General features: G+C 34.5%; 21 protein-coding genes. 8 read left to right on the top strand and 13 right to left on the bottom strand.

Annotated features, from left to right (window positions below; translation table 11 throughout):
* Positions 1-67: 67 nt before the first annotated feature.
* From CKF54_RS03885 to CKF54_RS03875, 3 genes are all read right to left on the bottom strand, one after another.
* Entirely contained in the window at positions 68-895 is an 828-nt protein-coding gene (locus CKF54_RS03885; protein ID WP_119524971.1) for an SDR family NAD(P)-dependent oxidoreductase, read from the bottom strand.
* Positions 896-940: 45 nt separating this feature from the next.
* On the bottom strand, positions 941-1,438 hold the full coding sequence (locus CKF54_RS03880) for a hypothetical protein (RefSeq protein ID WP_147396811.1): 498 nt from the start codon (positions 1,436-1,438) through the stop codon (positions 941-943).
* 88 nt (positions 1,439-1,526) lie between these two features.
* On the bottom strand, positions 1,527-3,032 hold the full coding sequence (locus CKF54_RS03875; protein WP_119524967.1) for an aminotransferase class V-fold PLP-dependent enzyme: 1,506 nt from the start codon (positions 3,030-3,032) through the stop codon (positions 1,527-1,529).
* A 132-nt stretch (positions 3,033-3,164) separates the two neighbouring features.
* On the opposite strand from CKF54_RS03875, the gene CKF54_RS03870 reads away from it, so the two are divergent.
* The 3 genes from CKF54_RS03870 to CKF54_RS03860 are packed head-to-tail and all read left to right on the top strand — an operon-like array spanning position 3,165 to position 6,261.
* Positions 3,165-4,592: a methyltransferase gene (locus CKF54_RS03870; RefSeq protein WP_119524966.1), complete on the top strand. Its 1,428-nt coding sequence runs from the start codon at positions 3,165-3,167 to the stop codon at positions 4,590-4,592.
* 2 nt (positions 4,593-4,594) lie between these two features.
* Positions 4,595-5,179, top strand: coding sequence for a dCTP deaminase (gene dcd, locus CKF54_RS03865; protein ID WP_119524965.1), 585 nt, complete (start codon positions 4,595-4,597; stop codon positions 5,177-5,179).
* Positions 5,180-5,181: 2 nt separating this feature from the next.
* A complete protein-coding gene (locus CKF54_RS03860; protein WP_119524964.1) occupies positions 5,182-6,261 on the top strand; it encodes a GNAT family N-acetyltransferase in 1,080 nt (359 codons plus the stop codon).
* Positions 6,262-6,308: 47 nt separating this feature from the next.
* On the opposite strand, the gene CKF54_RS03855 is transcribed toward CKF54_RS03860, so the two are convergent.
* The 7 genes from CKF54_RS03855 to dnaE all read right to left on the bottom strand — a co-directional run bounded on the left by CKF54_RS03855 (position 6,309) and on the right by dnaE (position 16,086).
* Positions 6,309-7,040, bottom strand: a complete 732-nt coding sequence (locus tag CKF54_RS03855; protein WP_119524963.1) for a lactate utilization protein C — start codon at positions 7,038-7,040, stop codon at positions 6,309-6,311.
* Entirely contained in the window at positions 7,027-8,466 is a 1,440-nt protein-coding gene (locus tag CKF54_RS03850) for a LutB/LldF family L-lactate oxidation iron-sulfur protein (protein WP_119524962.1), read from the bottom strand. The genes CKF54_RS03855 and CKF54_RS03850 overlap by 14 nt, the downstream gene beginning before the upstream one ends.
* 1 nt (position 8,467) lies before the next feature.
* Positions 8,468-9,217, bottom strand: coding sequence for a (Fe-S)-binding protein (locus CKF54_RS03845; RefSeq protein ID WP_119524961.1), 750 nt, complete (start codon positions 9,215-9,217; stop codon positions 8,468-8,470).
* Positions 9,218-9,487: 270 nt separating this feature from the next.
* Entirely contained in the window at positions 9,488-10,135 is a 648-nt protein-coding gene (locus tag CKF54_RS03840; RefSeq protein WP_119524960.1) for a hypothetical protein, read from the bottom strand.
* Between the two features lie 437 nt (positions 10,136-10,572).
* A complete protein-coding gene (locus CKF54_RS03835) occupies positions 10,573-10,977 on the bottom strand; it encodes a DUF1043 family protein (protein WP_119524959.1) in 405 nt (134 codons plus the stop codon).
* Positions 10,978-11,093: 116 nt separating this feature from the next.
* Positions 11,094-12,065: an acetyl-CoA carboxylase carboxyl transferase subunit alpha gene (gene accA, locus CKF54_RS03830; protein WP_119524958.1), complete on the bottom strand. Its 972-nt coding sequence runs from the start codon at positions 12,063-12,065 to the stop codon at positions 11,094-11,096.
* 208 nt (positions 12,066-12,273) lie between these two features.
* Positions 12,274-16,086 carry a DNA polymerase III subunit alpha gene (gene dnaE, locus CKF54_RS03825; RefSeq protein WP_119524957.1) on the bottom strand — a complete coding sequence of 1,271 codons (3,813 nt, stop codon included), beginning with the start codon at positions 16,084-16,086 and terminating at the stop codon, positions 12,274-12,276.
* A 214-nt stretch (positions 16,087-16,300) separates the two neighbouring features.
* On the opposite strand from dnaE, the gene rpe reads away from it, so the two are divergent.
* Positions 16,301-17,017, top strand: a complete 717-nt coding sequence (gene rpe / locus CKF54_RS03820; protein WP_119524956.1) for a ribulose-phosphate 3-epimerase — start codon at positions 16,301-16,303, stop codon at positions 17,015-17,017.
* Between the two features lie 5 nt (positions 17,018-17,022).
* Complete coding sequence (locus CKF54_RS03815; RefSeq protein ID WP_119524955.1) at positions 17,023-17,832, top strand: HAD-IA family hydrolase; 810 nt, start codon at positions 17,023-17,025, stop codon at positions 17,830-17,832.
* A 51-nt stretch (positions 17,833-17,883) separates the two neighbouring features.
* On the opposite strand, the gene rsmB is transcribed toward CKF54_RS03815, so the two are convergent.
* The 3 genes from rsmB to def all read right to left on the bottom strand — a co-directional run bounded on the left by rsmB (position 17,884) and on the right by def (position 21,229).
* Positions 17,884-19,548, bottom strand: coding sequence for a 16S rRNA (cytosine(967)-C(5))-methyltransferase RsmB (gene rsmB, locus CKF54_RS03810; RefSeq protein ID WP_119524954.1), 1,665 nt, complete (start codon positions 19,546-19,548; stop codon positions 17,884-17,886).
* Positions 19,549-19,562: 14 nt separating this feature from the next.
* Positions 19,563-20,597: a methionyl-tRNA formyltransferase gene (fmt, locus tag CKF54_RS03805; RefSeq protein ID WP_119524953.1), complete on the bottom strand. Its 1,035-nt coding sequence runs from the start codon at positions 20,595-20,597 to the stop codon at positions 19,563-19,565.
* A 113-nt stretch (positions 20,598-20,710) separates the two neighbouring features.
* A complete protein-coding gene (gene def / locus CKF54_RS03800; RefSeq protein WP_119524973.1) occupies positions 20,711-21,229 on the bottom strand; it encodes a peptide deformylase in 519 nt (172 codons plus the stop codon).
* A gap of 279 nt (positions 21,230-21,508) precedes the next feature.
* On the opposite strand from def, the gene xseA reads away from it, so the two are divergent.
* The 3 genes from xseA (at position 21,509) to CKF54_RS03785 (ending at position 26,705) form a co-directional block, all read left to right on the top strand.
* The gene (gene xseA / locus CKF54_RS03795; protein ID WP_119524952.1) at positions 21,509-23,284 is read left to right on the top strand and encodes an exodeoxyribonuclease VII large subunit; all 1,776 of its coding nucleotides are present in this window, start codon (positions 21,509-21,511) and stop codon (positions 23,282-23,284) included.
* 2 nt (positions 23,285-23,286) lie between these two features.
* Positions 23,287-24,546, top strand: coding sequence for a DNA adenine methylase (locus CKF54_RS03790; RefSeq protein ID WP_119524951.1), 1,260 nt, complete (start codon positions 23,287-23,289; stop codon positions 24,544-24,546).
* 182 nt (positions 24,547-24,728) lie between these two features.
* Positions 24,729-26,705 carry a S49 family peptidase gene (locus CKF54_RS03785; RefSeq protein WP_119524950.1) on the top strand — a complete coding sequence of 659 codons (1,977 nt, stop codon included), beginning with the start codon at positions 24,729-24,731 and terminating at the stop codon, positions 26,703-26,705.
* Position 26,706: the final 1 nt, after the last annotated feature.

The following is a 26,706-nucleotide window of genomic DNA, read 5'->3' as shown; positions in this document are numbered from 1 at the left end:
ATTTCGGGAATCCCTATATCAAACCAAAACTTAAAAAAGGGTCGCCTCAGATTGAGGCGATCCTTTTTTATTTCTCAAATTTGTAAGTTTTACGAATAAACTTTTCTACCCAAGTTTCTGGGATAAATTTTTGTAGGTACCACATAAAGTGAGTTGGTATACCAACTAAGTAGTGAACTTTTTGCTTTTTAGAGTTTAAAGCTTTAACAACTACTTGGGCAATATCTTCAGGAGTTGAAGTAAAGTGTTTACGATCTTTATTCTCTAAACGCTTTTCTTGCTCAAGATACTGCTCTTTTAAATGGGAGTTAGTACGACTAGTTTGACTAGCTTGGTATTCTTTTAATGCTCTTTGTCTAAAGTTGCTAATAACTGGTCCTGGATTAATTAAGCTAACCTGAATTTTTGGATTATCATTTTCAATTCTAAAGGTTTTCACCATGACATCGAGGCCAGCTTTTGAAGCTCCGTATGCACTTCTAAATGGAGCTGCAACAAAGCTAACAATACTTGAGGTAATGAGAATACGTCCTTGTCCTTTTGCGCGGAAGATTTTAACACAACGATTGAAGTAGTCCCAAGTGCCGACAAGATTGCAGTTGAGTAATTGTCTTAGTTGTTCTGGATCTGTATCTTCACTTGCACTTACAAAGCCGTAACCAGCATTTAAGAAAACGGCATCTATAGTTTGTATTTCAGGATCGTTAAATAATTTTTCGATTTGTTGGGGATCAGTTTGATCACAATACTTAACGATAATGCCACGCTCTTCAAGTTGGGGAGCGTCTTTAGTATCACGAATTACAGCAATAACTTGCCAACCGAGATTTTGCAGGGTAAGAGCAGTGGTTAAACCTATGCCTGAAGAGCAACCGGTAATAAGAATTTTTTGCATAGTAAATATAAGAAAATGGTTAACAAAAATTGTTAACCATTAATATTAATTTTCTAGATCTAAAGGTTGTTCATGGCAACCGCAATGTTCACATTTGCATTCACGACTACGCGCAAAAGTATAACCGTGCATGTCTAATTTGTATTTAATGTCTTTTAAATCTAATTTTGCAACTAAATCAAAAAGATTTTTTAAACTTTCAATACGTTTGTCAGTTAAGTAACTGTGAATAGAGTATTTCTCTAAAAAACGTTCAAAATCAAACTTACGATCAAACATATAGTTTACTAATAAAGTAAAAATATATGAACGTAAAACTTTAGATCTACAGATAAATGTTAAACGATTAGATTCGATCACCATGTAAATAGGTGTCTCGCATCCGGTAATTTCAATATAGTCTTTATAGCCACCAGGGTTACGATCAAAAGCGCCATTAAAAGTCATAATTTCATTATGTACTAGTTGAGGCGTAGGACGAGCACGTACTATACTGTCATACATACTTAAGTTAATAAAACGCTTTTCCGTTTCTTTTTCCATTTCCATAGATATTACAAATTATTTTGATATGTGTTAATTTTCTTAGATTTTTCTCTTTGAAAATCTAAGTCAGTCCATTATACCAAAATTATAAATTCATAAAGAAATTAAACATTACCTCAACAGCGTATTCAACTTCTTCACGAGTATTATAAGGAGCTAAACTAATACGGAGAGTTGAGTCAACTCCTAGAAAATCGTGGTAAGGGTAAGCGCAATGTTTACCAACGCGAACACTAATATTATGTTTAGCTAATTCTTGTCCGAGATCAATATCTTGCCCATCTTCAATGCTAAGGGAAATATGGTGCCCAAAAGATGGGAGAATTCTTAGACTATGGCTAGCTACTTCTAATTGCGATGGTGCATCTGTAGCATTACTTAAGTCAAGCACATCATTAAATTGTCTTAAGTGTTCAAGAAAATACTGTTGCAGTAAATGCGTATAGTCGTAAAGTTCACGTAGTGGTTGATTGTTTAACCATTTTATTGTGTCCTTAACTGTAACCTGCGCATTAATATTTGGTGTTCCGGCAATTAAAAATGGATTAGTGTCTTTTAATTGGTAGTCAACTTTATCTAAGTTTATGCTTTTAACAAAGCCTCCACCCACTAATTGGTGATTTAAACTATTGCCTTTGTAAGGAAGATTTAAGTGAATAAACTCTTCATTGCTCTTTTCTTGGCTGTTAATAAACTCATTAGACAGCTTAAAAAATTTGGTGAGAAGATTTATATCTTTATCTTCTTTACCTTTCAATTGGTTAATTCTTTGGGTAGTAATTAAATAACCAATCCCAGTTAAACCAAACATTTTGTGTAAAGAACCGATAAGAAAATCTGCAGGCCAATAATCTGTACAACCTGCTTTTTCTAAGTAAATCTGATTATAAGTAGAGCCTTGAGCATTATCTAAAGCTAACCAAGCATGGGGACTAAAAGTATCAAGTATTTGTTTGATCTTGCCTATAGGATGCACCATGCCGTTACTATTGTCTACACTACTAATGCTAACTAACAGTAAGTTGTTAGCGTGCTCTTGGCAAAAGTTTTGCAGATAGTCTAAATCAAAAGTTAAATCTTCTTTTAAAGGAATATACTTTAATTGTAGAAAACTATATTGCTGACAAAGTTTAATCCAAGGTAAAAGATTAGCATGGTGATTGCTTTGTCCTACTAGAATGTAGTAAGTCTCTTGACTGTTAGCAGCATTTTTTTGTGCACACCAAAACTCTCCTAGGGTCTGAGCTAAGAGATTAATTGCTTGGGTAGTGTTGGCAGTATAGACTAACTGACTATCTTCACGAGGGTCGAAATAATTTTTTAAATAATTGTTGCCTGATTTTATTAAGGCAGATAATTCAAAGGTATGAAGCGAACGCTCAACGTTTCCTGCATACGCAAAACCACGTGTAAAAGATTCAAGTACTACTTGAGGTCTTAAACTAGTAGCTGCATTATCAAAATAGATAGGAGCTTGATCTAATACAGGGAATTGTTCTCTAAATTGCTCGACTAAGCTACTATAACTATCAATTTTTTCACTTAGTTCTGATAAGGTTTGTAAACTTGGGTTATCTTGCATAGAATACATAAAAAGTTAAAGCTCAATCTAAAGCAAGAGATTAGATTTTTAAGTATATTATACCTGAAGTTGCTTGCTAATTAAGTAGTATTTACCCTAGATTTATAGTAGAATATAGATAACAAAAGCGATAAGATCAAGATGAGTAAATTAAACAAAATTATCCAAAGAAATCAAGCTTATTTTCAACAAGGAGAAGGAACATTACTCCTTGGAGCTGTAGATACAGATTTAATCGATGAGTTTATCGAGTTACTCCCTGCTGAACATAAATTAGGGATTTACACTAAAGAAGTATATACCTTTTTTCAAGCTAGTCAATTATTAAAGCGCCAAGGTTTTAAAATCTGGGCAAATCTAGTAAAAGAAAAAAGCAGTGCTTTAAGTAAAGGAACAGAGTTTTCCTTACCGGAAAATTTAGAAGTAAATGAATTAGAGTCCTTAACTCAAGCTTATCCCCTCAAAGAAAAAGCAGTTTACTTTGCTTACGGGGTAGATTTAGATGTTAGTCAAACTAAAGTTAATAACATTAGTGAAGCTAATAGCGATCTGGCTCACAGTTTAACTAGCCTCCCTGTAAAAATCGGTAAAGCCAAGGTAAACTTCAAGCAACCTCTAACACAGTTATTGCGCTTAACTCAAGCTACTAATTTAGTGGTATTTTGGCCAAAGACCAAAGAAGAGTTTTTAAACCTAATTGAGGAAATTGAAGCAGCTTGTCAAAATCTTGGACTTGATGGAGAAAACTTAAACGTTTTCTTTATTGGGACTAACGATTCTGGTATCAAAACAATTGAGTCTTTACTGGACAACCCTGTAAGACAACTAGATAATGTTGCTCGTAGTCGCCTCTTTTACGCAAAAGCAAACTTACAAGTAAGCGCTAAACTAAAAGAAAAAAGCAAACATAGTTGCTTTGCTTTAGAGTCAGGAGAGATAGTCTCTTTACCTGGAGTTTTTAGTTCGGATAATCTTGATGTTGGAACTAAATTGCTCCTTTCTACTTACGACGATTTACAAGCAGAGCATAATCAGCATTTACTACAGTTATCACGTACTTATAATAAAGATTTAAATCTAGAAGTTACCAATCCTAATCTAAACTTTTTAGATTATGCTTCTGGAGCTGGAGTAATTGCGCAATATGTAGCTAACTTATTGCAAAAACAAATCCCTAACCCACAGGTAAATCATAATTGGGATTTAATTGAAGTTTATGCTCCTGCATTAGTAAGTTCAAGTTTAAATTTACAGAATTTAACCGCACGCGTAAATTTCAATTTACAAGCTGCGAGTGCGATAGAACAAGCGATAAATAATGGTTTAGAAGCTGTTTTCTATCGTGAAATTGTTTCAAATCCTCCATTTCATCAAGGTAATGAGGTTACTTTTAAAATTACTGAAGATTTAATTGCCCAAGCTCGTAAAAGATTACATCCGCATGGAGCATTACGTTTAGTAGCAAATAATGGTTTACCTTATTTACCAATATTACAACAACATTTTAATAAAGTAAAAGTCATAGCACAAGCTAATGGTTTTACGGTTTATTTAGCTAAAATTTCTTAAGAATGCGTTTATCAGATAAAGATATTATTGAAGCTCTTGATAAAGAAGAGATAAAAATTGAACCTCGTCCTAGTAATGACAGAATTACAGGCGCAACTGTGGATCTATCTTTAGGTAATACCTTTAGAGTATTTTCGAGCCAAAAAGTTCCTTACGTAGACTTAGCGGGTTCAAGTGCAGACTTAGCAAAGCAATTAGATGCTTTAATGTCTGAAGAAATTTATATTGAAGATGACCAGTTGTTTTTCCTACACCCTGGAGAGTTAGCTTTAGGTTGTACTTTTGAATCAGTAACAATTCCTGACAACTTTTTAGCATGGTTAGATGGACGTTCATCTTTAGCGCGTCTTGGTTTAATGGTGCATGTAACTGCACACCGTATTGATCCAGGTTGGTCTGGAAGAATTGTATTAGAGTTCTCAAATCAAGGTAAAGTTCCTTTAGCTTTACGTCCAAAAATGAAAATTGGAGCAATTAGCTTTGAACCTCTAAGCTCACCAGCATTAAAACCATATACTGCAAGGGATAATGCTAAATATAAATATCAAAACTCAGCGGTATCTTCTCGTATTGATAATGATAATTAGTTATGAATCTACAAAGTTATACTAATTATTGGCAAAATTCTTTTCTAGATAGTTTACGCTTTGAATTAGAACCTCTTAGTGATGATAAATATCAAGTATTTATTCGTCCTTATCTTACCCCAGACTGCGTTCGCTTACTTGAGATAGATTTAGTAGACGAGTTTGATCCTTGGGGAGAAGAGCAATTTGCTTATTACACCGGCAAGCGTAACTCTAACTCTGGTAACTATGGGGTTCTAATAGAACGCATTCCCAGAGCTCTACCTTTGGGGCAAGAGTTAAAAACAAGTCGAGAAATTGCGCAATTACTGCAAACTCCGGAAGTAAAAGAATTAATCCTTAAATTTACTAAGCAATTAATTGAATTTGAACAACTTCCTGAAGCTCAAGATAGTCAACCGCTTTTAGCTTTTGAGCAAGAGTTACAGCAAAATTGGCAAGAGTTACGTAAGCAATGGTTAAGTGAACAAGCAAGTATTGTTACACAAGACGAGATAACTCTTGATTTAGAAGAGGTAAAGCGTGAAGCTTTACAAGTAATAGCAAAAGAGTATCGTCTAGATTATGCTTTAATCGAGAAGATGCGTAATGCTAATTATTTGCCTTTTATTGCTTTTTATGAGCAATACCTAGAGGAGTTAGTAGAGTTTACCGCACAAATTCTTTTAGGGCATCTAAGCCTTAAAGAAACCGAGTTAGATTGGCGTCGTCCAAGTTTTACTAATTTACAAAAGTTTTTAAGTAAAGGAAGTAAAAGTAGATATTTAAAGCTTGATGAGATTATCGGCTTTATTTGTTTTAGCCAGCAATATGAAATGTTAGAGTTACACAACATTAAAGTTAACTCTATCTATCGTAAGCAAGGCTATGGGCAACTACTATTAGACTTATTTTTAACTTTTGGGGAATTAAAACAAGCGACGAACTATCTACTTGAAGTACGTCGCAGTAATACTCCTGCTATCTATCTTTACGAAAAAAATGGTTTTAAGTATTTATCAACTCGCCATAATTACTATAGTAATTCATTAAATGGTTTTGCTGAAGATGCTTTAATCTACCAAATTCTAAAAGAGGATTAAAAAAAGTCTCTCATACAGTTAAGTATGAGAGACTTTTTTATGTGCTGTTAGTTTAGAAACTGTGAGCAAGAACCTTCGTCATCAACGATAACATAGCTAATACCTACAGGACCATGCACCCCTACAACTTTGATTAACTCAATATCAGCTGTAGATGAAGGACCAGAGATTACGTTAATTACTGAAGGAGTACGTTCACCTTTTTTAGCACGCTCATCGATTTGAATTGCGTATTGGTGCATACGAGGTAATACAGTTGAAGCTTTAACAACTACAACAGTATATTTTGGTAATAAAGATACTGAACGACCGTATAGAGGACTAGATTCTAATACAATAGAGCCAGATTCAGTTAAACCACATTCAGCGTGGACAATACCAATATTTGCCGTTGCCGCAAAAGCTAAGTTTGCACGACCTTTATTAGCATCCCAAACCCAAATTTGCTCTTGACCAAAATGGTTAATTAGAGATTGGGTAATACCAGCATCGTGTAAACGCTTATCATCGTTTAAAATGATTTTACCATCTGTAAAGCTTGCACTTAATTCAACAACTGTACGCGCTAAATTTTCAGGTTTAGTTACTTGAATATCAATCCCTACAGTTTTACAGTATTCAATATAGTTACTTAATAAATCAGTACGAGAAACTTCAGTTAATCTTGTTCTTGGATAGTTTACTACCCACTCTGGAATTGGATCCGGAGTAGTTTTCATTTCTCTACCGTATTTTAAAGCAATACTTCTTAGAAATTCATCACGATTATTTTTGTCCATTGCGTTTCTCCTTATGTTTTTTGAACCAGCTGCGGAATGATTCTTGATGCTCATTACGTGGTAAGTCACGAGCTTTAGTCCATTCTTTAACTACAGCTACATTCGCAAAACCGCGTGGACTATTATCATCGTTTGAAAAACTGTTTAGTAGGCTGTTACCTGAACGTACAACTTTATCCCAAATAAATGGGTGTTTATTTACAAAGTTGAAACCGCTCATAGCTAATTTTTCAGATTTTTTCGAATAACCTAATTTAGCTACATTTTCACGGTGTTTTAAAATTAATGAAGATAATGGGATCTTCACAGGACACACTGAGTCACAAGCTGTACATAATGAACAAATATTTGGTAACTCATGGAACTCTTTATAACCACCTAGGATAGGAGTTAATACCGCTCCCATTGGACCAGGGTAAATTGAGCCATAACCATGTCCACCGATTTGACGGTATGCTGGACAAGTGTTCATACATGCACCACAACGGATACAACGTAACATCTCGTTAAACTCAGAAGTTAATAGATCAGAACGACCATTATCAACTACAACTAAGTGGAACTCTTCAGGACCATCAATTTCCCCAGGAAGACGTGGACCTGTTAACCAAGTGTTGTATGAAGTTAAACGAGAACCTACAGCAGAACGTGGAAGTAAAGTTAATAGCGGATCAACGTTCTCAAAGTTAGGCGCCATACGATCCATACCCATAACAGCAATATGAGTTTTTGGGGTCGTAGTTGCTAAACGTAGGTTACCCTCATTTGTTACTAGACACACGCTTCCAGTTTCTGGAATTGCAAAGTTACAACCAGAAATACCAACATCTGCGGTTAAGAAATCTTCACGTAAGGTTTTACGGATAAATGCCGTCATTTCTTCAGGTGTTTCAGAACCTTCGTAACCTAAAGTGTCATGTAATCTTTGTCTGATTTCAGTACGTGATAGGTGGATTGCTGGTACCACGATGTGAGAAGGACGGTCACCAACAATTTGTAAAACATATTCACCTAAGTCTGTTTCTAAAACTTTAACACCAATTTCTTGTAAAACTTCATTTAACCCAATTTCTTCAGTTACCATTGATTTAGATTTTACAACTTTCTTAGCGTTCTTTTCTTTACAAACTTTAGCAATATACTGCGTAGCTTCTTCAGCTGTTTTTGCAAAGTAAATATGACCACCATTTTGTGTTACTTTTTCCGATAACTGGTATAAGTAACCATCAATATTCGCAATCACGTGATTACGAATTTGTTCACATAACTCGCGCCACTCTTCAAAATGACCGAGTTCTTCCATCATTTTTTTACGGTTAGCGCCGATAACGTTTTGCGCTTTAATTAGGTTGCGACGTAAAACCTCGTTATGTACTTCTTTATCTAAACGTTGTTTTAAAGGTAGATCAGACGTCTTTAAACTCATATTAGTAACCTGCCTCTTCTAATTCTTCATCAGTAACCAGTACGTCGACAATATGAAGTACTTTAACCTTGTCTAATTGTTTTTCACGTGAAAGACGACCACCGATGTTAATTAAGCAAGATGAGTCGGCACCAATTACATAATCAGGTTGTACTGCTAAAATGTGCTCAACTTTTTCAGTTACCATTTCACCAGAAACTTCTGCCATTTTAACTGAGAAAGTACCACCGAAACCACAACAAGTTTCACTGTTTTCAAAGTCTAGTAGTTCTAAACCTTTTACAGCTTTTAATAGTTTGATAGGCTCTTCAACAACACCTAGTTTACGCCATAAAGAACAAGAAGCGTGATACACAGCTTTCCCTTCTAATTTTGCGCCAACATCAGTTACACCTAAAACGTTTACAATAAAATCAGTTAGATCGTGACAACGCTCACCAAATTTCTCTGCACGTTCTCTCCAAGCATCACCCTCTTCGAATAAGTATTTATACTTTTTCATTGAGTTAATACATGAACCTGCTGGAGCAACGATGGGGTAATCGTTCTCTTCAAAGGTTTTAATTAGAGTTTTTACTGCAGCTCTTGACTCATTTACATAGCCAGAGTTTAGTGCAGGTTGACCACAACAAGTTTGTTTACTTAGAAAAACCACTTCACATCCTAGTTTTTCTAATAAGAGGACGGTTTTTTTTAAGGTATTAGCCTTAACTACGTCACCGATACATGTTACAAAAAGATTAACACGCATATAATCTCCTAAATAAGATTAAAGCAAGTCTAGAAAAATCTAGAATTATGTAAGATATAAAATATTTGTCTTTTAATAAAAATAAAGATTCCGTTTTTATTATATGCCTAAGGCGAAACTGTGTCTTTATTTGTTAAATTTTTAGAGGTAAATTAGGCAAATTAAGCAAAAAATTATAGTTCATTAAGAATAATTTACATTAAGAGAATAAAAAAATTCCCCTCTAGTTAGCAACAAAGGTGTTGTTGCTAAGCTAAAGAGGGGAATTTTTTATTTACCTTTCTCGTACATAAAACCACGAGAAGGTGATAATTGTAAACTCTTGAGAAATTGTTCTCTGCTATGAATACGACGGTAGTAGTTTGCTACTTTTGTCGGAATATGGAAAGAACGTAAATCTATAGTTGATCTAAAGAGTTTATATAAAATAGGACCAATATAACAGTCTAAAATAGAAAACTCTTCTTCAAAAATTTGTAAATTACGATCATTGATAATCCCACTAATTTGCACAATAAAATTAGTGATTTCTTCAATAGCATTGAGAACTTCATCGCTATAAGGAGAGTTTAATTTCTCGAGATGATGAAAAATTCTTTCTTCAATTAATTTAATAACAATTCTTACTTTCGCTCTTTTTTCAGGTTCACTCGGTAAAAGTGGTGGATGTGGAAACTTATCATCTAAATATTCTAGAGCGATTTGAATGTCATCGATTTTTAGATCACGATCAACAATAGTGGCTTTTTTAAATTCCATTTTACCGCTGGCCGTAAATCTGTTTGTAGGTGTGTGCTCAGGATCGTCTGCAATGTATTCAACATCGTAGGCAATTCCTTTCTCAGTCAGGGCTAGGCGTAAAACATGACTTAGTACGTCATTTTCACCTGAGAATAAAGTAAGAACTGAGCGCTTCATGTAATGAACTCCCAAATGGTTACACGCTAGTCAAAGTTGTTTACTTATAGGCTTAGTAAGCGTATTAATAAACAAATTTGCATATTTAATAAGTGCACAATTCGTTATCAATAATGCTTAATTAATTGATATTGCTAAAATTAATTAGCATTACACATAAGCAACTCTAGCATTTATTTAATCGGATTTATGCTTTATTAAAACAAAGCTTCTTTTTTATATTAATGGTCAATTAAGGTGTATAAATAATAAAGCTTTTCCTTTTTATAACAAAGCGCATATTTATCAGTGTTTAGTTTACTAGTTTTATAAAAGTAAAGTCAAGAGAAAAAAGTAAATAATTTAAAATTTTATTAAAAATTGTGGTATAAGCACGCTTTTAATAAAAAAAGTAGAAACTTTTACTAAGTTTCTACTTTGAAAAATGATATAAATAATTATTTTTCTTGAGTTTTATTTTCTGTCTCTTCTTTATCTTTAGTCACTTCTACTTGTGCGTCAACAATTTCTTCTGCTTTTGCATCTGCACCTGAAGCAATACGCTCTAATTGACCGTTTTTAATTTGTAATAAGAAGTTTTTCTCAACTTCTCTACCTTCTAAAGAAGCTTTAGTAAACTCTAGAGACTGATAAGTTAATGCCATGTTTTGGGCTAAGCTTTTTACACTTTCAATCGCTGAATTTACTTGCTCAAGAGATTCTTGGTGAGCTTTACGTACATTGGTTAGCTCATTTTTTAATTCTTGTACTCGTTTTTGATCTGCGCTTGATCCTTTAGCAAGGAAAAAGCCAACAAGTACGCCAACAATAAATAAAACAATAACTAAAACTGCTGTATTCATATTTATCTAATTTAATCTTATAAGTGTTGTCTTTCTACTAGTATATAACGAAAAATTGTTATAAGAAAGTTTTTTATAACAAAATAGGGAGGTAATACCTACCTCCCGCTATAAAACTATTCGTCAGCAATATCAAAATCACCGAAGCTTAGAAGACGTTGGTAACGTCTATCTAATAGTTCTTCTGTAGATAATTCTTCTAGCTGAGATAATTGTTTTCTAAGAACTTTAGCAATATTTTCTGCTGTAGTTTGATAATCAGAGTGCGCTCCACCTAATGGCTCAGGGATAATTTCGTCAATTAAACCTAATTTTTTAATTTTAGGAGCTGTTAATCCCATAGTTTCAGCTGCTACTGAAGCTTTATCTGCTGATTTCCATAAGATTGAGGCACAACCTTCAGGAGAAATTACTGAATAAGTTGAATACTCTAGCATGTTAACATTGTCACCAACACCAATTGCTAAAGCACCACCAGAACCACCTTCACCAACAACGTTACAAATTACTGGAGTTTTTAAGCAAGATAATTCACGTAAGTTACGTGCAATTGCTTCTGATTGTCCGCGCTCTTCAGCACCAACACCAGCATAAGCACCTGCTGTATCGATAAAAGTAATTACTGGGATTTTATATTGTTCTGCTAATTTAGCTAAGCGTAAAGCCTTACGGTATCCTTCTGGAGAAGGCATACCAAAGTTACTTCTAACTTTTTCTTGTACTTTACGACCTTTTTGGTGACCGATAACCATTACAGGCTTGCCATCAAAACGAGCTAAGCCACCGATAATTGCGCGGTCATCAGCAAAAGCACGATCTCCACATAGTTCTTGATAATCAGTAAAGATTAACTTAATGTAATCAGGAGTGTGCGGTCTGTCTGGATGACGAGCAATTTGAGTAATTTGCCAAGGTGTTAGATTTGAGAAAATTTTCTTGTAAAGTTCAAGTTGCTTATTTTCTAAACTTTGGATTTCGCTTTGGAAATCTACACCTGAAGATTGAGCTGCTTCAGAGTTTTTTAAAGCATTAATCTTTTGCTCTAATTCTTCAATAGGCTTTTCGAAAGGTAAGTATGTACGTTCCATAATCTTTAATAAAAAGATAGAAGTTCTATCTTATGAGAGTTGAAAGGTCATGATAAGGATTTAAAAATATATAAAATTCTGTATATTAGATAGGCTATATAGCTAATAGAGATTCACATCTGGAAAAAGTTAGCCTACTAATTTCCTTATTATATGATAAGAACGCAAAAATTGCTAATAAATTACAATTTTGCTAAGGATTTTCGAGCTAATTTTGATTTTCATTAAAGCGACGACGGAATTTATTTTTGTCCGGATCAACATATTCGAGTTTATAAATTATGTTGTTTACCCCACAACATTCTTTTAACTCTTTAAAAATTCCTTCGTCGTAGGTTGTCACATGTTTGTGCTCAACACTACCTACACCAAATCTGGTGTAGAACAGAAAATGAAACTCTAATGGTAAATTAGTCGCAACCTTATCTTTAAAGTATTTAGTAAAGAATTCATTAACTCTTCTTAAACCTTTAGCTTTACGTATATCAAAGAGCGCGTAAATAGTTCCTTTACAGTAAGAAAGATATTCTTGTAGAGGAGTAACTTTTTTAATACGCATTGCTGTTCTGGTTTCTAAAGTATCCTTGTTTTGGTAAGAAGAGAATTGCATAGTTACTACAGCTTTAGTATCTTCTTGTAATCTATCAGCTAATTCAGCGAGCTCATTGGCAGTTAAACCTGTAAACATATCAGCGCGATAGTTGCCAGATTCATCTGAGAAAGCAAGGTCAAGAACATTACGACTACCGTCAAATGACTTAGTCTTACGTACCGCGTCTATGTGTACAACAAGGTCTACAGTTTTGACTGTACTACGCTGATTACCACGAGCGACATTTTGTTGTACTTCGTTGCTGTAATCGTTGAACATCATAAGCATATCGCTAATTGATTGACATTCGGTTAGCGCCTCTCTTTCTGCCTTAAACTCAAAAATAGGGTGACCAGCAAAATAGAAGTTAAAAGCTTCAAATTCACGATGCGATCTTTCTGCAATTGTCCAAGGTTCTACTTCTCTAACAATTTCAGGTTTGATATAGGTATCTATATTCTCAGTAAGTTCGGCAAAGAGATTTATATTACCGGTATTACTATTTTTTACCGCATTAATAATTGGTTTTAATACATGTAAGTAAACTTCGCGACTATGACCTTTGGTTATATTGGCTTCAATAAAGTCGTCAAAACAACCTGCATTGATCATAACTTTAAGTTGCGTTTCGGTAAAGAATTTACCACAACGGTTAATAAAGTCATAAAAGTCGCGGAAAAGACCATTACGTTCACGTTCTTTCACTAATTCGTGAACAACATCAGGTCCCACACCTTTAAGAGCTGCGAGAGAATAAATTACACGTCCATTTAGATCTACATCAAAGTGTTCAAAAGAGTAATTAACACTTGGACGAATGAACTCTACATGGATATTGCGCGCTGGTTTTTTAAGATCTTTAACTGTACCGTAGATTTTGGAGATATCACTTTGGGCGTTGGTTAAAACCGCAGCTAAGAACTCAGCACGATAATGCGCTTTTAAGTAAGCTGTTTGATATGACACTAAAGCATAGGCAGCCGAGTGAGACTTGTTAAAACCATAACCAGCGAATTTATCTACTAGGTCGAATAGCTTTTCCGCGTCTTTTGGATCGTGACCATTTTTCTCAGCACCAGCTATAAACTTACTACGCTCTTTGTCCATCTCTTCTTGTTTTTTCTTACCCATCGCACGACGTAAGTTATCCGCATCTCCTAAGGTATAACCAGAGAAGACCTGGGCAATCTGCATCACCTGCTCTTGGTAGACAATAACCCCGTAAGTAGGATCAAGAATTTCTTTGAGAACTTCGAAGTTTAGTTCAGGAGTTGGATAGAATACATCTTCGGTACCATTTTTACGGTTGATATAGTTATCCACCATCCCTGATTGTAAAGGACCCGGACGGTATAGAGCAATTAAGGCGATAATATCTTCAAACTCTTCAGGTTTTGCTTTAACAACTAGTTTAGTAATCCCTGTAGACTCTAGCTGGAAGATGCCATGCGTATCACCTTGTTGGAGTAATTCATAACTTGCGCGATCATCAAGAGGAATTAAGTTAATGTTAAATAAATCCTTTTCGGCTACGCCTTGACGACGTTGACGCTTATGAATCATTCTAATGGTATTCTTAATAATGGTTAAGTTTTTTAGACCAAGGAAGTCAAACTTAACTAGACCTGCGCGTTCAATATCATCTTTATCAAAATGGGTACTTTGCTCTCCGTCTTCAGAGACATATAGAGCAGAGTAATTGTTCATTTCGATAGGTGAAATAACAATACCTGCGGCGTGTTTACCTACTTGACGAACTAGTCCTTCTAATGGTTTAGAATACTCAACGATATGACGATATTCAGGTTCATCAGTATTATCATAGTAAGCTTTAAAAACAGGATTATACTTAACGTTATTCTCTAAAGTACCTTTAGCAGTTTTAACTTCATCACCATCTTTATATTCAAGCTTATCCTGAAGAGATTTAGCTAAGTCTTCGGCTTTAAAGCGGTCAATCCCCATTACCCTCGCAACGTCACGCACTACCATCTTCGCACCCATGGTACCAAAAGTCATGATTTGTGAAACAGAATCTTTACCATAGTGATCTTGCATGTGTTCAATTACACGTGAACGTCCTTCATTACAGAAGTCAACGTCAAAGTCAGGCATCGATTTACGTGATGGGTTTAGGAAACGCTCAAAGAGAAGAGCATATTTTAAAGGATCAAGATCGGTAATTTTTAAGGCATAAGCAACTAGACTACCGGCACCCGAACCTCGTCCTGGACCAACTGGGATGTCATTTTTTTTCGACCAGTTGATAAACTCCTGAACGATTAAGAAGTAACCTGGGAATTTCATACGTTTGATAATTCCTAGTTCGTACTCTAAACGTTCATAGTAAATAGGTTTTTGGGCTTCACGTTCTTGTTGGTCAGGATAGAGAATTGCTAAGCGTTCATCTAGACCTTGATAAGATAGTTTTTCAAGAATCCATTCTTCTTCATCTGTCTCTGGATGTTCTTTAAAGAAACTATCAAATTCTTCTTTAAGTTTTTTCTGCTCAGGATCAGTTACGTCTAAAGTAAATTTAGGGAGGTCATTATGTCCTAATTTAAAACGCACTGTACACATTTGCGCAATTTTTGCTGTATTTTCAATAGCTATAGGCAAATCTTCAAAGAGCTTAGCCATTTCTTCACCAGTTTTAAAATACTGTTCAACTGTGTACTCTGGTTGGTAATCAGACATAACTACCCCTTGAGCAATACATTCACGAATTTGGTGAGTATCAAAGTCAGAACGACGCTTAAAGAGCACGTCGTTAGTTGCAACAAGAGGCATTTGATATCTTAACGCATACTCTAAGACGTACTTTTCTAACCCTTTTTCTCCAGGACGGTTACAGCGGGCAATCCCTTGGAAGAGTTTGTTTTTATAAATGCGTTTTAAGTCTTCATAACTTTGATCAGCAAAGTCAATTTTATCTTCACGCGCACTGTTACCTAGTGGTCCAAAATATGCTGGAAGTAAGCAAATAACTCCTTCATTATGAGCTTCCAGTTGCTCCAAGCTTAGGTAAATTCTAGAGTCGCGACGAGTAGATTTTAAACTTCTCACAACAGTATTAACTTCAATTTTACTACGTGCACGCACATAGGTTTCAGTCATGAGACGACGTAGATTTACATAGCCCTCTTCAGTTTCTGCAATTAGGGTAATATCGTGTAAACAACCACGATAATCCATAAATTGCGTGTCTATCGCTGAAATTGGTTTAATTCCTTTAGAAGTTGCTTGTTCGTAAAGCTTAATTAAACCACAGAACATATTAAGATCACTCACAGCTACCGCCGGCATAGAGTACTGGTTTGCGAGGGCAATTATGTCTTTTATTTTCATAATTCCCGAGTTAATCGAGAAATCAGAGTGAACTCTAAGATGAATAAAGTTCTTTGCAATATCGGAAATTGTATTAGTCATTTCTAAACTTATTAACAAGGGTAAATTTAATCTATTTTGAATATATTTAACTTGATGTTAATTAAGATATATTTAAAATAAATTAGATAGGTTTGTGTAGTTGTTTATTTTAACATAAAGCTAGTATCACGTTTAAAACTTATCAAGTTAAAGCGTTTAACCGGTATAATATACTTAACAACTCTTCATAAATTAAAAAATTTAGGATTTTTCTATGAGTCAAGAAATTGTAATTTCTCCTTCAATTTTGTCTGCTGACTTTGCGCGTTTGGGTGAAGATGTAGCTAAAGTTATGGCAGCAGGAGCTGATCGCATCCATTTTGATGTTATGGATAATAACTTTGTCCCTAATTTATCTTTTGGTGCGCCAATTTGTAAAGCGTTAAGAGATTATGGGATTACAGCACCGATTGATGTGCACTTAATGACTAATGAAGTAGAAAGATTAGCACAGTACTTCAAAGAAGCTGGTGCTAACCATATTACATTTTCTTACGAAGCAGTTACTCATATTGACCGTACTATTAAACTAATTAAAGAGCTTGGTTTAACTGTAGGGATTGCAATTACTCCGTCAACTCCAGTAGAATTACTTTACCCAGTACTAGATCAACTTGATTTAATTCTGATTATGACTGTAAATCCTGGGTTTGGTGGACAAAAATTCTTACCTTATACTATTAGTAAAGTAGAAGCTTTACGTAAAGAGTTAAAAGAAAGAAATTTACTTGAACAAGTTGAAATTCAAGTAGATGGTGGTGTAAATAAAGATACTATTGCCGTTCTAGCGCATGCTGGTGCAACTAACTTTGTTGCTGGTTCAGCAATTTTTGGTGAAGATGACTACGCGCAAATTATTTCTAAATTACGTGAGTTAGCGCTAGAGCATGAATCAGAAGATTATGTAGACCTATCTTTTAGAGGAGAATAATAAGCATGGCAAATTACAACTATGATTTAATTGTATTTGATTTAGATGGTACCTTACTAAATACAATCGAAGATATTGCTCATTCGTATCGTCTTGCTTGTAAGGAATTTGGTTTCCCAGAACCTCCAACTCTAGAAGTAACCAATTGGGTAGGTCAAGGTCATGACGCTGCTGTAACGGAATGTTTTGCGTGGTTAAGAAGAGAAATTCTTAAAGACAAAAGACTTTTTGCACGCTTTGCTGGTAAAGATGAACTTCTATCTTTACCTACCGAGCAATTATATGATACGGAAGTTTTACCTCTAAAAGATGAGTTTAAAGCTCGTCACCAACAACTTTACATTGAGGTAGGTAATACTCACGCTAAACTTTTTCCTGGGGTAGAAAAAGCTTTACATCATTTAAAAGCTACCGGAGTAAAACTTGCAGTTTTAACTAATAAAATGAAAGCTTTAACGCCAAAAGTGTTAGCTGGTGTTGGTTTATTAGAATTATTTGATGGGGTGTTTAGTGAAGGCGATTTAGCGCACAACAAACCAGATCCAGAAGGAATTCTAAAACACATGGAGAATTTCGGTTTAACAGATCGCTCACGTGTATTAATGGTAGGTGATTCTGAAAACGACATTAAAGCTGGTTTAGCTGCTAAAGTTGACGTTTTAGGTTTAACTTATGGTTACAACTATGGTAAACCAATTGATTTAAGTAATCCAACTTATGTAAGTGACCATTTCTCGGCAGTGGTTGCTTTACATGAGGGTGTTCCTTTACAAGGACAAGAATTTGCTCAACTAGTTGAGAAATTTGAAAAATAGTTTTAATAAAAAATTCCTTCGGGTTTTGCACCTGAAGGAATTTTTTATTGCTTAAATTTTACTTAGTAAGCAGTAGTAGAAGCCATCTCCACCATTAATTTGGTTAATTAGCTGTACGCCATGACTAACCTCAATTTGCGCTTGCGAATTGATATTAGTTTGTACAAAAGCTTTAATGTTAATTTCTTTAGCGTCAGTTACAGTAGCTAGAAATTTTTCAATTACTTGTTCGTTTTCTTCACCTAAAACTGAGCAAGAGGTATACAGTAATTTACCACCAGATTTTAGATAAGACCAAGATTTTGTAAGAATTTCTAGTTGAATTTGCGCTAAACGAGTAACATCTTCTGGGGTACGGAGCCATTTAATATCTGGATGACGACGAATTACTCCAGTACCAGAGCATGGAATGTCGAGTAACATTAAGTCAACTTGCTGCTCTTGACTTACCTTAGAGATAGCTTGCGGTAACCATTGTTCTGGAAAACGAGCATCCGCTGTAATAACTTGGGCTGTTTGTTTTAAACGCTTTAAGTTTTCATATACTCTTTTAATTCTGCCAGCATCTATGTCGGTAGCGATCATTTTTGCAGTTGGAATTAAGTCAAGAAGATGAGTGGTTTTTCCACCAGGAGAGCAACATGTATCTAAGATAATTGGCTCTTTAATATCTTCTTTTAAATTAATATTTTTAGCTTTACTTAGCTGTTCACTTAAAGCCAAGTCTTGGACTTCTTGCGTTAAGATTAAACTTGATAATTGCGCATGTAAATCTTGAACAGAGAATAATCCTTGCTCATACCCTGGGATATCCGCAATTGTTAAAGCTTTAGTTAATAAAATCGCTTGAGGCAATTGTGGATGTTGTTGATATTCTATTTCAGCAAATTTTAAGAGTTGGCAGAACTTATCTGCTGAAATTTTATCTTGATTAACTCGTAACCAAAGAGGCGGAGCTTGGTTAAGAGCTTCAACCATAGGTAAGAATTTCTCTTCACTAACTCTTGCCTCTAAAGTTTTGCTTAACCATTTTGGTAGGAGACTTACTTCTTTGCTCGCTTCGAGATAAGTATCAAGTTCACGTAGTAGTTGACGTAAACAAGCATTAATAATAGTTGATACTCCTTTGCCGTATAGTTGCTTGCTAAGCTCAACATTTTCATATACGGCAGCATGGTGAGCTTCACGCATATAAATAATTTGATAGATACCGATTAAAAGAATAAACTGACTAAAGTAGTTTTCTTTTTTTAAAGGTTTAGTTAGGAGCTTATTAGCAATAAAATTAATGCGTGGTAAGTTACGAATTACTCCGTAGGCTAATTCTGAAGTGAAACCTATGTCTTTAGGTTTAACTACACCACTTAAATTAATATTAAGCGGTTGCTTATCTTCAAGCACTCTTTTAATTAGTAAAGCTGCTTGAAAACGTGGATTAGTAAAAGTGCTACTTTTTACGCGCGTTAAGCCAAATTGACTTAAATCGCTAGTATTAACATATTCACTATCTAGGTTACGCTTTTGCTGTTTACTTTTATCTAGATTAGCTTTATCTCGACTTTTGTTGCGATAAGCTTTTTTAGAGTTAGCTTTTGTTGCATTGGTTTTATTGCCAGAGAACTTGTTCGAAGATCTAGTCTTTGAAGTAGTTTTCTCGCTTGCAAGCTTACCTTTCGGTGAAGCTGTTTTAGTTTTGAGTTTTAAAGGTTCTGCCATTGATTAATTTAAAATTAGTTATTTTTTAAGTTAGATCCTAAAGCTAAAAGGTTAGGGTAACCATTTCTTAAACTTTTTAGATCTGTAGGTTTTTTACCTGGTAATTGTAAAGAAGTTATTTCCAGAACGGTATTATTTGCACATAAGAGGTAAACCGCTTTATCAGTTTGGGCAACAATAGTTCCAGGAGTTTGTGAAGCTACTAAATCAAACTTATTGTTAGTTGCGTGTAATTGTTTTACTTCTTCTAAACTTGTAAAAGCTTGGGCTTCAATTACTTTAATGTCTTGATTTTCTTGTTCAGGATGAGCAAAGAATAAACCAGGCCATGGAGTATAAGCACGAAGTTTTCTTTCTAAAACAATAGCTTCTAACTCCGGATCTAAACGGCCGTATTCTTTTTTGATCTTACGAGTGTAAGTTTTCTTAGGTTCAGGAACATTTAATGGATCTTGAGGTTTAGCATTTGCTAAATACTGCTCGATATTGTCTAGAACCTTAATTAAAATAGGACCACCCATTTGCGAAAGTTTAGCAAATAAAGTTTCTGAAGTTTCTTTTGGTGCAATGTCTACTTCTTCACGGTAAAGGATATCACCTGTATCTAAAGTAGCATCCATTTTTATAATACAGAAAGCGGTAGTTTGGTCACCTGAAGCAATTGTATTTTGTACTGGAGAAGCTCCTCGACCAAATGGTAGTAAAGACGGGTGTACATTAATTGATTTGTATTTAGGGAAGTCAATTAATTCTATTGGTAAAATGTCACCAAAAGCAACTACCACCATAATATCAAAGTCTAGTTTTAATAACTCTTGATAGTTCTCTGGATGGCGAAGAGAAGAGTTAAACTGATAAACTGGAATATCATGAGCAACAGCGATCTCTTTAACCTTAGTCATTTGAACTTTCTTGCCACGACCAGATACTTTATCCGGTTGGGTTACTACGCCAATTACTTGGTGTTCAGATTGGATAATAGGTTCTAGGAATGTAGCTGAGAAGTCAGCAGTACCTGCAAATAAAACTTTTAAAGGAGTGTTTGTCATACTTGAGCTTTTTCCTTAGCAATTGCAAAATAGCTAAACTACCGTAATTATGGGGGGGAGAGTAAATTAAGTAGAAAAAGAAGGAACACAAGAGTTCCTTCCTTTAGCTAAAATTATTTTAAACGACTTAATTTTTTCTTATATTTCATTGTTTTTTCAAGCGCTTGGTTGCGTTTGAAAGTTTCTAAATGATCAAAGAACATAATACCATTTAAGTGGTCAATTTCGTGTTGAATACAGATAGCAAGGATACCATCAGCATCAATGGTATGTTTATTACCTTGTGGATCATAGTATTCACAAGTAACTTTCTCTGCACGTTTAACAAAGTCACGTACATTAGGCGCAGATAAACATCCCTCTTCAATAGCAGTTTCACCCTCTTGGTGAGTGATTACTGGATTGATCATAATGTACTGTTTACTTTTATCTTCAGATACATCAATTACAATAATACGTTTATCTAGATCAATTTGGTTAGCTGCTAGACCAATGCCTTCATGAGCGTACATAGTGTCAAGCATTTTCTTGCCAAGATCTTGTAGTTCTTGACCAAATTCTTCTTCAGTGTACTCTTTCGCACGAGTACGTAAAATATCTTCAGGGTAGATTACCACGTCAAAGATTTCAATAATATTTACATTTTGTTCAGACATAAAATTCGAAAAATGTTAGCTCTGTTGTCGGCATTTATTGTAGCATACTTTAGAAAGAAATAACGATTTATTAACTAGCTGGAAGAAGTTAATCAAGCTTCAAAAGCTTAAAAAGATTTAACTTTGTTATTCCTAAAATAGGTAAAACTAGAGGCAAAAATTTATCACTTTAGAGAGAATTTAGCCAGTTGTTTAGTGAAACAAGCTATAATATTTAAATGTTCCCCTCCGAATATTGCTAAGAGAACAAATTTTATGGAATTTGAATTAGATTTTAATCAAATAGAAGTTGAAGAAGTTAAACCTGAACGCAAAATAAAGCCTCTATCAGTAGCTCAATTTTTAAATAAAGTGCAAAGCCATTTTAATGAACGTTACTGGGGAGTGTACTTAATCGCAGAAATTTCAAGTATAAAACATTCAGGTAGGCACTCTTATTTAACTCTTAAAGATACTGAAGAAGATGCCATAATTAATGCCAATGTTTGGAATTACCAAACTAGCTTTCGTGAGTTTGCCCAGTCTACAGGTTGTCGTGTAGAAGATTTTCAGGTAGGGGCAACAGTAGAAGTTTATGGTGAGTTAACTGTTTATAATCCACGTGGTAGTATGCAACTAAATATTAGACGTATGCGTATTGCTGGAGGAATTGGTGAACAATTAGCTCGAATTGAACGTATAAAACAAGAAATTGTAAAAAATGGTTGGCACAGTCCTGAACGTAAACGTGCAATCCCTCAATTTCCTCTCAAAGTAGGGATAGTTTCTTCATCTAAAGCTGCTGGGGTACAGGATATGCTCAAGGTTTTTAGAGAAGAAGCGCCAGATATTGAGATCACCATTTATGACGCTAATGTCCAAGGTAATAATGCGGTAGCTTCTTTAATTGAAGCTCTAGCCACGGCAAATGCAGAAAATAAGTGTGAAGTCTTGATTGTTGGACGTGGAGGTGGTTCTTTTGAGGATCTGTTAGCATTTTCTGATTATGAATTAGTTAAGGCTATTTTAGCTTCAAAAATCCCAACTATTTCCGCAGTAGGACATGAGGTTGATAATCCTTTAACCGACTTAGTTGCCGATTACGCTTGTGTGACCCCTACGGCTGCAGCTAAGCACATTACAATTTGGCGTTTACGTGTCAGAGATTATGTAAATAATGCTTTAAATCAATTAAACTCATTGGTAAATGGTTTATTTGATTTCAAAAACCATCAGCTTAATCAACTAGACCAAAGATTATCATACCTAGATCCTTCTAGAAAAATAGCAGACTACTTTAATTACTTTACAGAGTTAGAGTATCAGTTAAACCGTATGTATACTTTTTATTGGCAAGATAAATTAAACCGTCTTGAGCAAGCTAATAAAGATATAAACCAAGTTTTAGTAATTAGTTGGAAACAAAAAGAAAACCAAGTAAATTTACTCCAAGAAAAAGTTAAACGTTTTAACCCAAGCTATCTTTTAGAAAGAGATCAAAAAATCATAAATGATTTAGCTTTAAAGTTAGATTATATTTATACTAATTCCTTGTCAGTAAGAAATACCAAATTAAATGAATTAACAGCAAAGTTAGAGACTTTGTATAAAAATCAGATTTGGCAAAAGGAATACGATTGGCAAGCAAAACGTAACCAAGTTATGCGTCTGCAACCTTTAAGTAAGCTTGAAGCTTACGTTAAAGACATCGGCTATCTAGAAAATCAAATAAAATATTTGGCTAACCGTCAATTTGCGACTAAAGTTAATGAACTAGAGTACTTATTACAAAGAGTTGAAGTAAGTAATCCTCTATTACCTCTGTCACGAGGTTATGCTATGGTTTTAGATCAAGAGCAACAAGTTGTAACTTCAATCTCTCAAGTTGAAAAACTAAATAATTTTACTTTATTAATGCAAGATGGTAGTTTAGAAGCCCAAGTAAAAGGTAAGAGCGACAAAGAGCATAATTTACAGAATTTAGTTTCTCAAGAAAAAATCTTAGCTTTAAAAGCAAATCTAGCGAAATTAAAAAACAATAGTGAATTTTAAAGATGAGTGCATTTGATAATGATGACTTCATTGATGCCGAGTTATTTACTCCTGTAAATATAGCTAAGTATGACCAAAATATCGATTACTTACTGTACGTACCTGAAAATATCAATGTGCCGGCTAACTACAAGTCGCCTCCATTGACATTTTTAGAAGAAAAGCATCAAAAGAAAAAGACTGAGCAACAATACAGTTTTATTCCTTTATTTGATCTTCCTGAAGAGGAAGTAAAGGTAGAAAAAGTAAGTAAGACCGTAATACCATCTCCTTACATTGTAAATGGGCTTAAGGTCTCTAGTATGGAGCAGATTTTAAAGTTGCTTCCTAAAGATGTTAACTTTTTCTATGACGTTTTTTCTGGATCGAGTAGTGTTGGAGTTAATACTAACGCCAAAGTAATAGTTTGCTTAGATACTAATTCAGTCCATGTGCAAATTTTAAAATACTTGCAACGCCACACTTATGAAGAGTTAGCGAGAAAGTTAGACTTTCTTGCAGAACGTTATGGTTTATCTAACTCTGCGGCTTTTGGTTACGCTTACTACAATTCAAACTCCAATGATGGTTTAAGTGATTATAATCGTGAACCATACTTAAATTTACGTAGTGACTATAATCACTTATTAAATCAATTGAAGGTTAAAAACTACTTGCAGTCAGTCAATGGCAATAAGCAAGAGGGGCAAGAAAGTTTAAAAATCAAAAATGCAACAAAAGAGCATACCCCTAAACTAGTTTTTAACGATGATATGCTTATTCGTGTGATTATGTTAATCATCTACGGCTTTAATAACTTTGCTCGTTTTAACCATAAAGGTTTATTCAATTTACCTGTGGGTAAACGAGATTTTAGTATTAAAGTACGAGAAAGATACAAGGATTACTTAAATCTGTTAAATAGTAAGCATATAGATTTTGCCGAAAATAACTTTAGTGATTTAGATATTAACCAATTAATCCAAGAGCAGGCATTTCTTTATTTTAATCCGCCTTGCGTGTTAAATGAAGATGATTTACAAAACTCTTGGAGTTTTGACTTAGAAGCAGAATTATATTCTTTCCTTGAGGATTTAAATAAAAATGGCTTACGTTTTGCTGTTTCTACCTTTATTCAGTTCCAAGGAAAATATAATTATCGCCTGCTAGATTGGTGTCATAGTAATCGTTTTAATATAAACTTTATTCAAGGGAATAACGAAGAAGAAAGTTTTGCCACTCGAACTTTAGAAGTTGTAATTACTAACTACATTAATGGTTAGAAATGAGAAATTTGAGTATTTTTACTTTTTAGTCTTAACAATCTTATAAATATGTGATATAACATAAAAAGGTGCACTAAAAAATTTTTATTATTTCTAATAATAAAAAAGCACTGCATTTTAAGTATTAAGATTAAAAAGAAACAACTTCTAAATAATTTTGATCTAAAGGAAAGTACAATATGAGTTTAAAAGGCGCAGTTTGCAAGATTTGGGCTGCAATACAGTTTTTTATCTCGGTTGTCTTTAACGTATATGCAGTTCTAGGAGTATTACTCTTTTTAACAGTTACTGCTTTATTCGATAAATATACTGAGATACAGTCTCCAAGTAGATCTTCAACCCCTGACAATGCGGTTGTTTTATTAACTTTAGGTTCAGATGAAATAAATGAAACTTCAGTTTATGGAACTAGTGCTAGTCGCTGGGCTAATTTATTTGCGAGTTCGCGTAGCAGTCGTTACTCATTCAGTGAGCAAGTTTATGCTTTAGCACAAGCAGCTCAAGATGATAAAGTTAAAGGTGTAGTTGTTACCATTAATGGACGTCAATGGAATAACGCACAGGCTTATGAGATTTCTCAAGCTTTATTACAGGTAAGAGAAGCAGGTAAGCCGGTATACGTTTATGTTCAATCAACTGGTACTAACAACGAATTACTAATCTCTTCAGCAGCTACAAAAAGATACGTAGCTCCGGGTGCATTTGTTAGACCTGTAAGACCAATTTACGGTGCAACCTTCTATAAAGGTTTCTACGATAAATTTAAAGTTGATTTTTTAGGTCAACGTGTATCTTTATATAAAGATTTAATTTTACGTGACGTAAAATACCAAGTAGATGAAGATGTTAAATCATCTTTTGATGCTTATTATCAAATCTACCTAGATACCTTATCTGCAGTTGCGCAAAACTACAGTCTACCATTAAGTGAGTTTGACCTAAACGATGAAGAGTTATTAGGTTTATTCAAAACTTACAAAGGTAATTTTGCACAAGCATTTACGGAAAAAGGCTGGTTTGATGGTGTAGTAACTAAAGCAGATTTTGATGCTTTAGTAGCTAATGAAATTCAAGGTAAGAAAAACAATAGTAAGTTACCTAACTATTTTGCTTTAAGTAGTTATACTTCAGCAATTGAAAACCCATTATTCAAAAGCGCAAGCAGAAATAAAGATCACATTGCTTACGTAGCTTTAGTGGGTAGTGTAGTATCAAGCGGTAGAGCTCCAGACGTAATTTCAAATGATAATACTTTAAGATATTTACGTTCAATTTACTACAACGCAAATAATGTAAAAGCACTTGTATTACGTATTGACTCACCTGGTGGTTCGGCAAATACAGGTATAACAATTAGTCAAGCGATTAATGACATTCGCTCTAAAGGTATTCCTGTAGTAGTATCTCAAGGCTTTTTAGCAGCTTCTGCGGGTTACATGATGTCATCTTCAAGTGACTATATCTACTCTAACCCAACTACTTTAACAGGTTCTATAGGGGTGGTAATCAGTGGTTACAACTTAAATAGATTCTTAGAACAGTTTAATATCCACACTGATGCAGTTGGTTACGACAGATATTACGCAGGTCCATTCAGAGTTCCATTCTTCTTTGCAGGTTGGACTAACCCTTATGGTGACGAACTAAAAGATTTATGGAAAGCTGGTATTGCTAATTCATACCATGAATTTATTTCAATGGTTTATGAAGGACGTAAAGATAAATTTGCTTCTTTAGAAGATGTACACCGCGTATCTCAAGGGCATATTTGGGGCGGTACAGATGCTAAAACTTTAGGACTAGTTGATAGTTTTGGTAATGTTTCTGAAGCTATCAACAAAGCACGTGAATTTATTGTTTTAGGTCAAGGTGAGCGTACTGAAGATAAATATTCACGTGGTGAATATACTCAAGTTGATCTTGAAGAGATCGATAAATTACCAGTAATCTATTACAATGCAGGACGTCGTTACTCTATCACTGGCGTAACTTTAAGTAGTCGTGTGTTAAGCTCAATAGACTATGTAACTGGTGGTTATTTTAGTGGCGTAATTAATAAATTAAATAATTACATCGCTGGTGATAACCAAGAAACTTTAGGTACATATCAAGCTATCCTTGATGAAGAACATTTATCTGCAATACGAGGCCAATAAT

Source organism: Psittacicella hinzii (genome assembly GCF_003585885.1).
Taxonomy (GTDB): domain Bacteria; phylum Pseudomonadota; class Gammaproteobacteria; order Enterobacterales; family Psittacicellaceae; genus Psittacicella.
The sequence above is the reverse complement of the archived record's forward strand: the minus strand, read 5'-3'. Positions and strand labels throughout refer to the sequence as shown.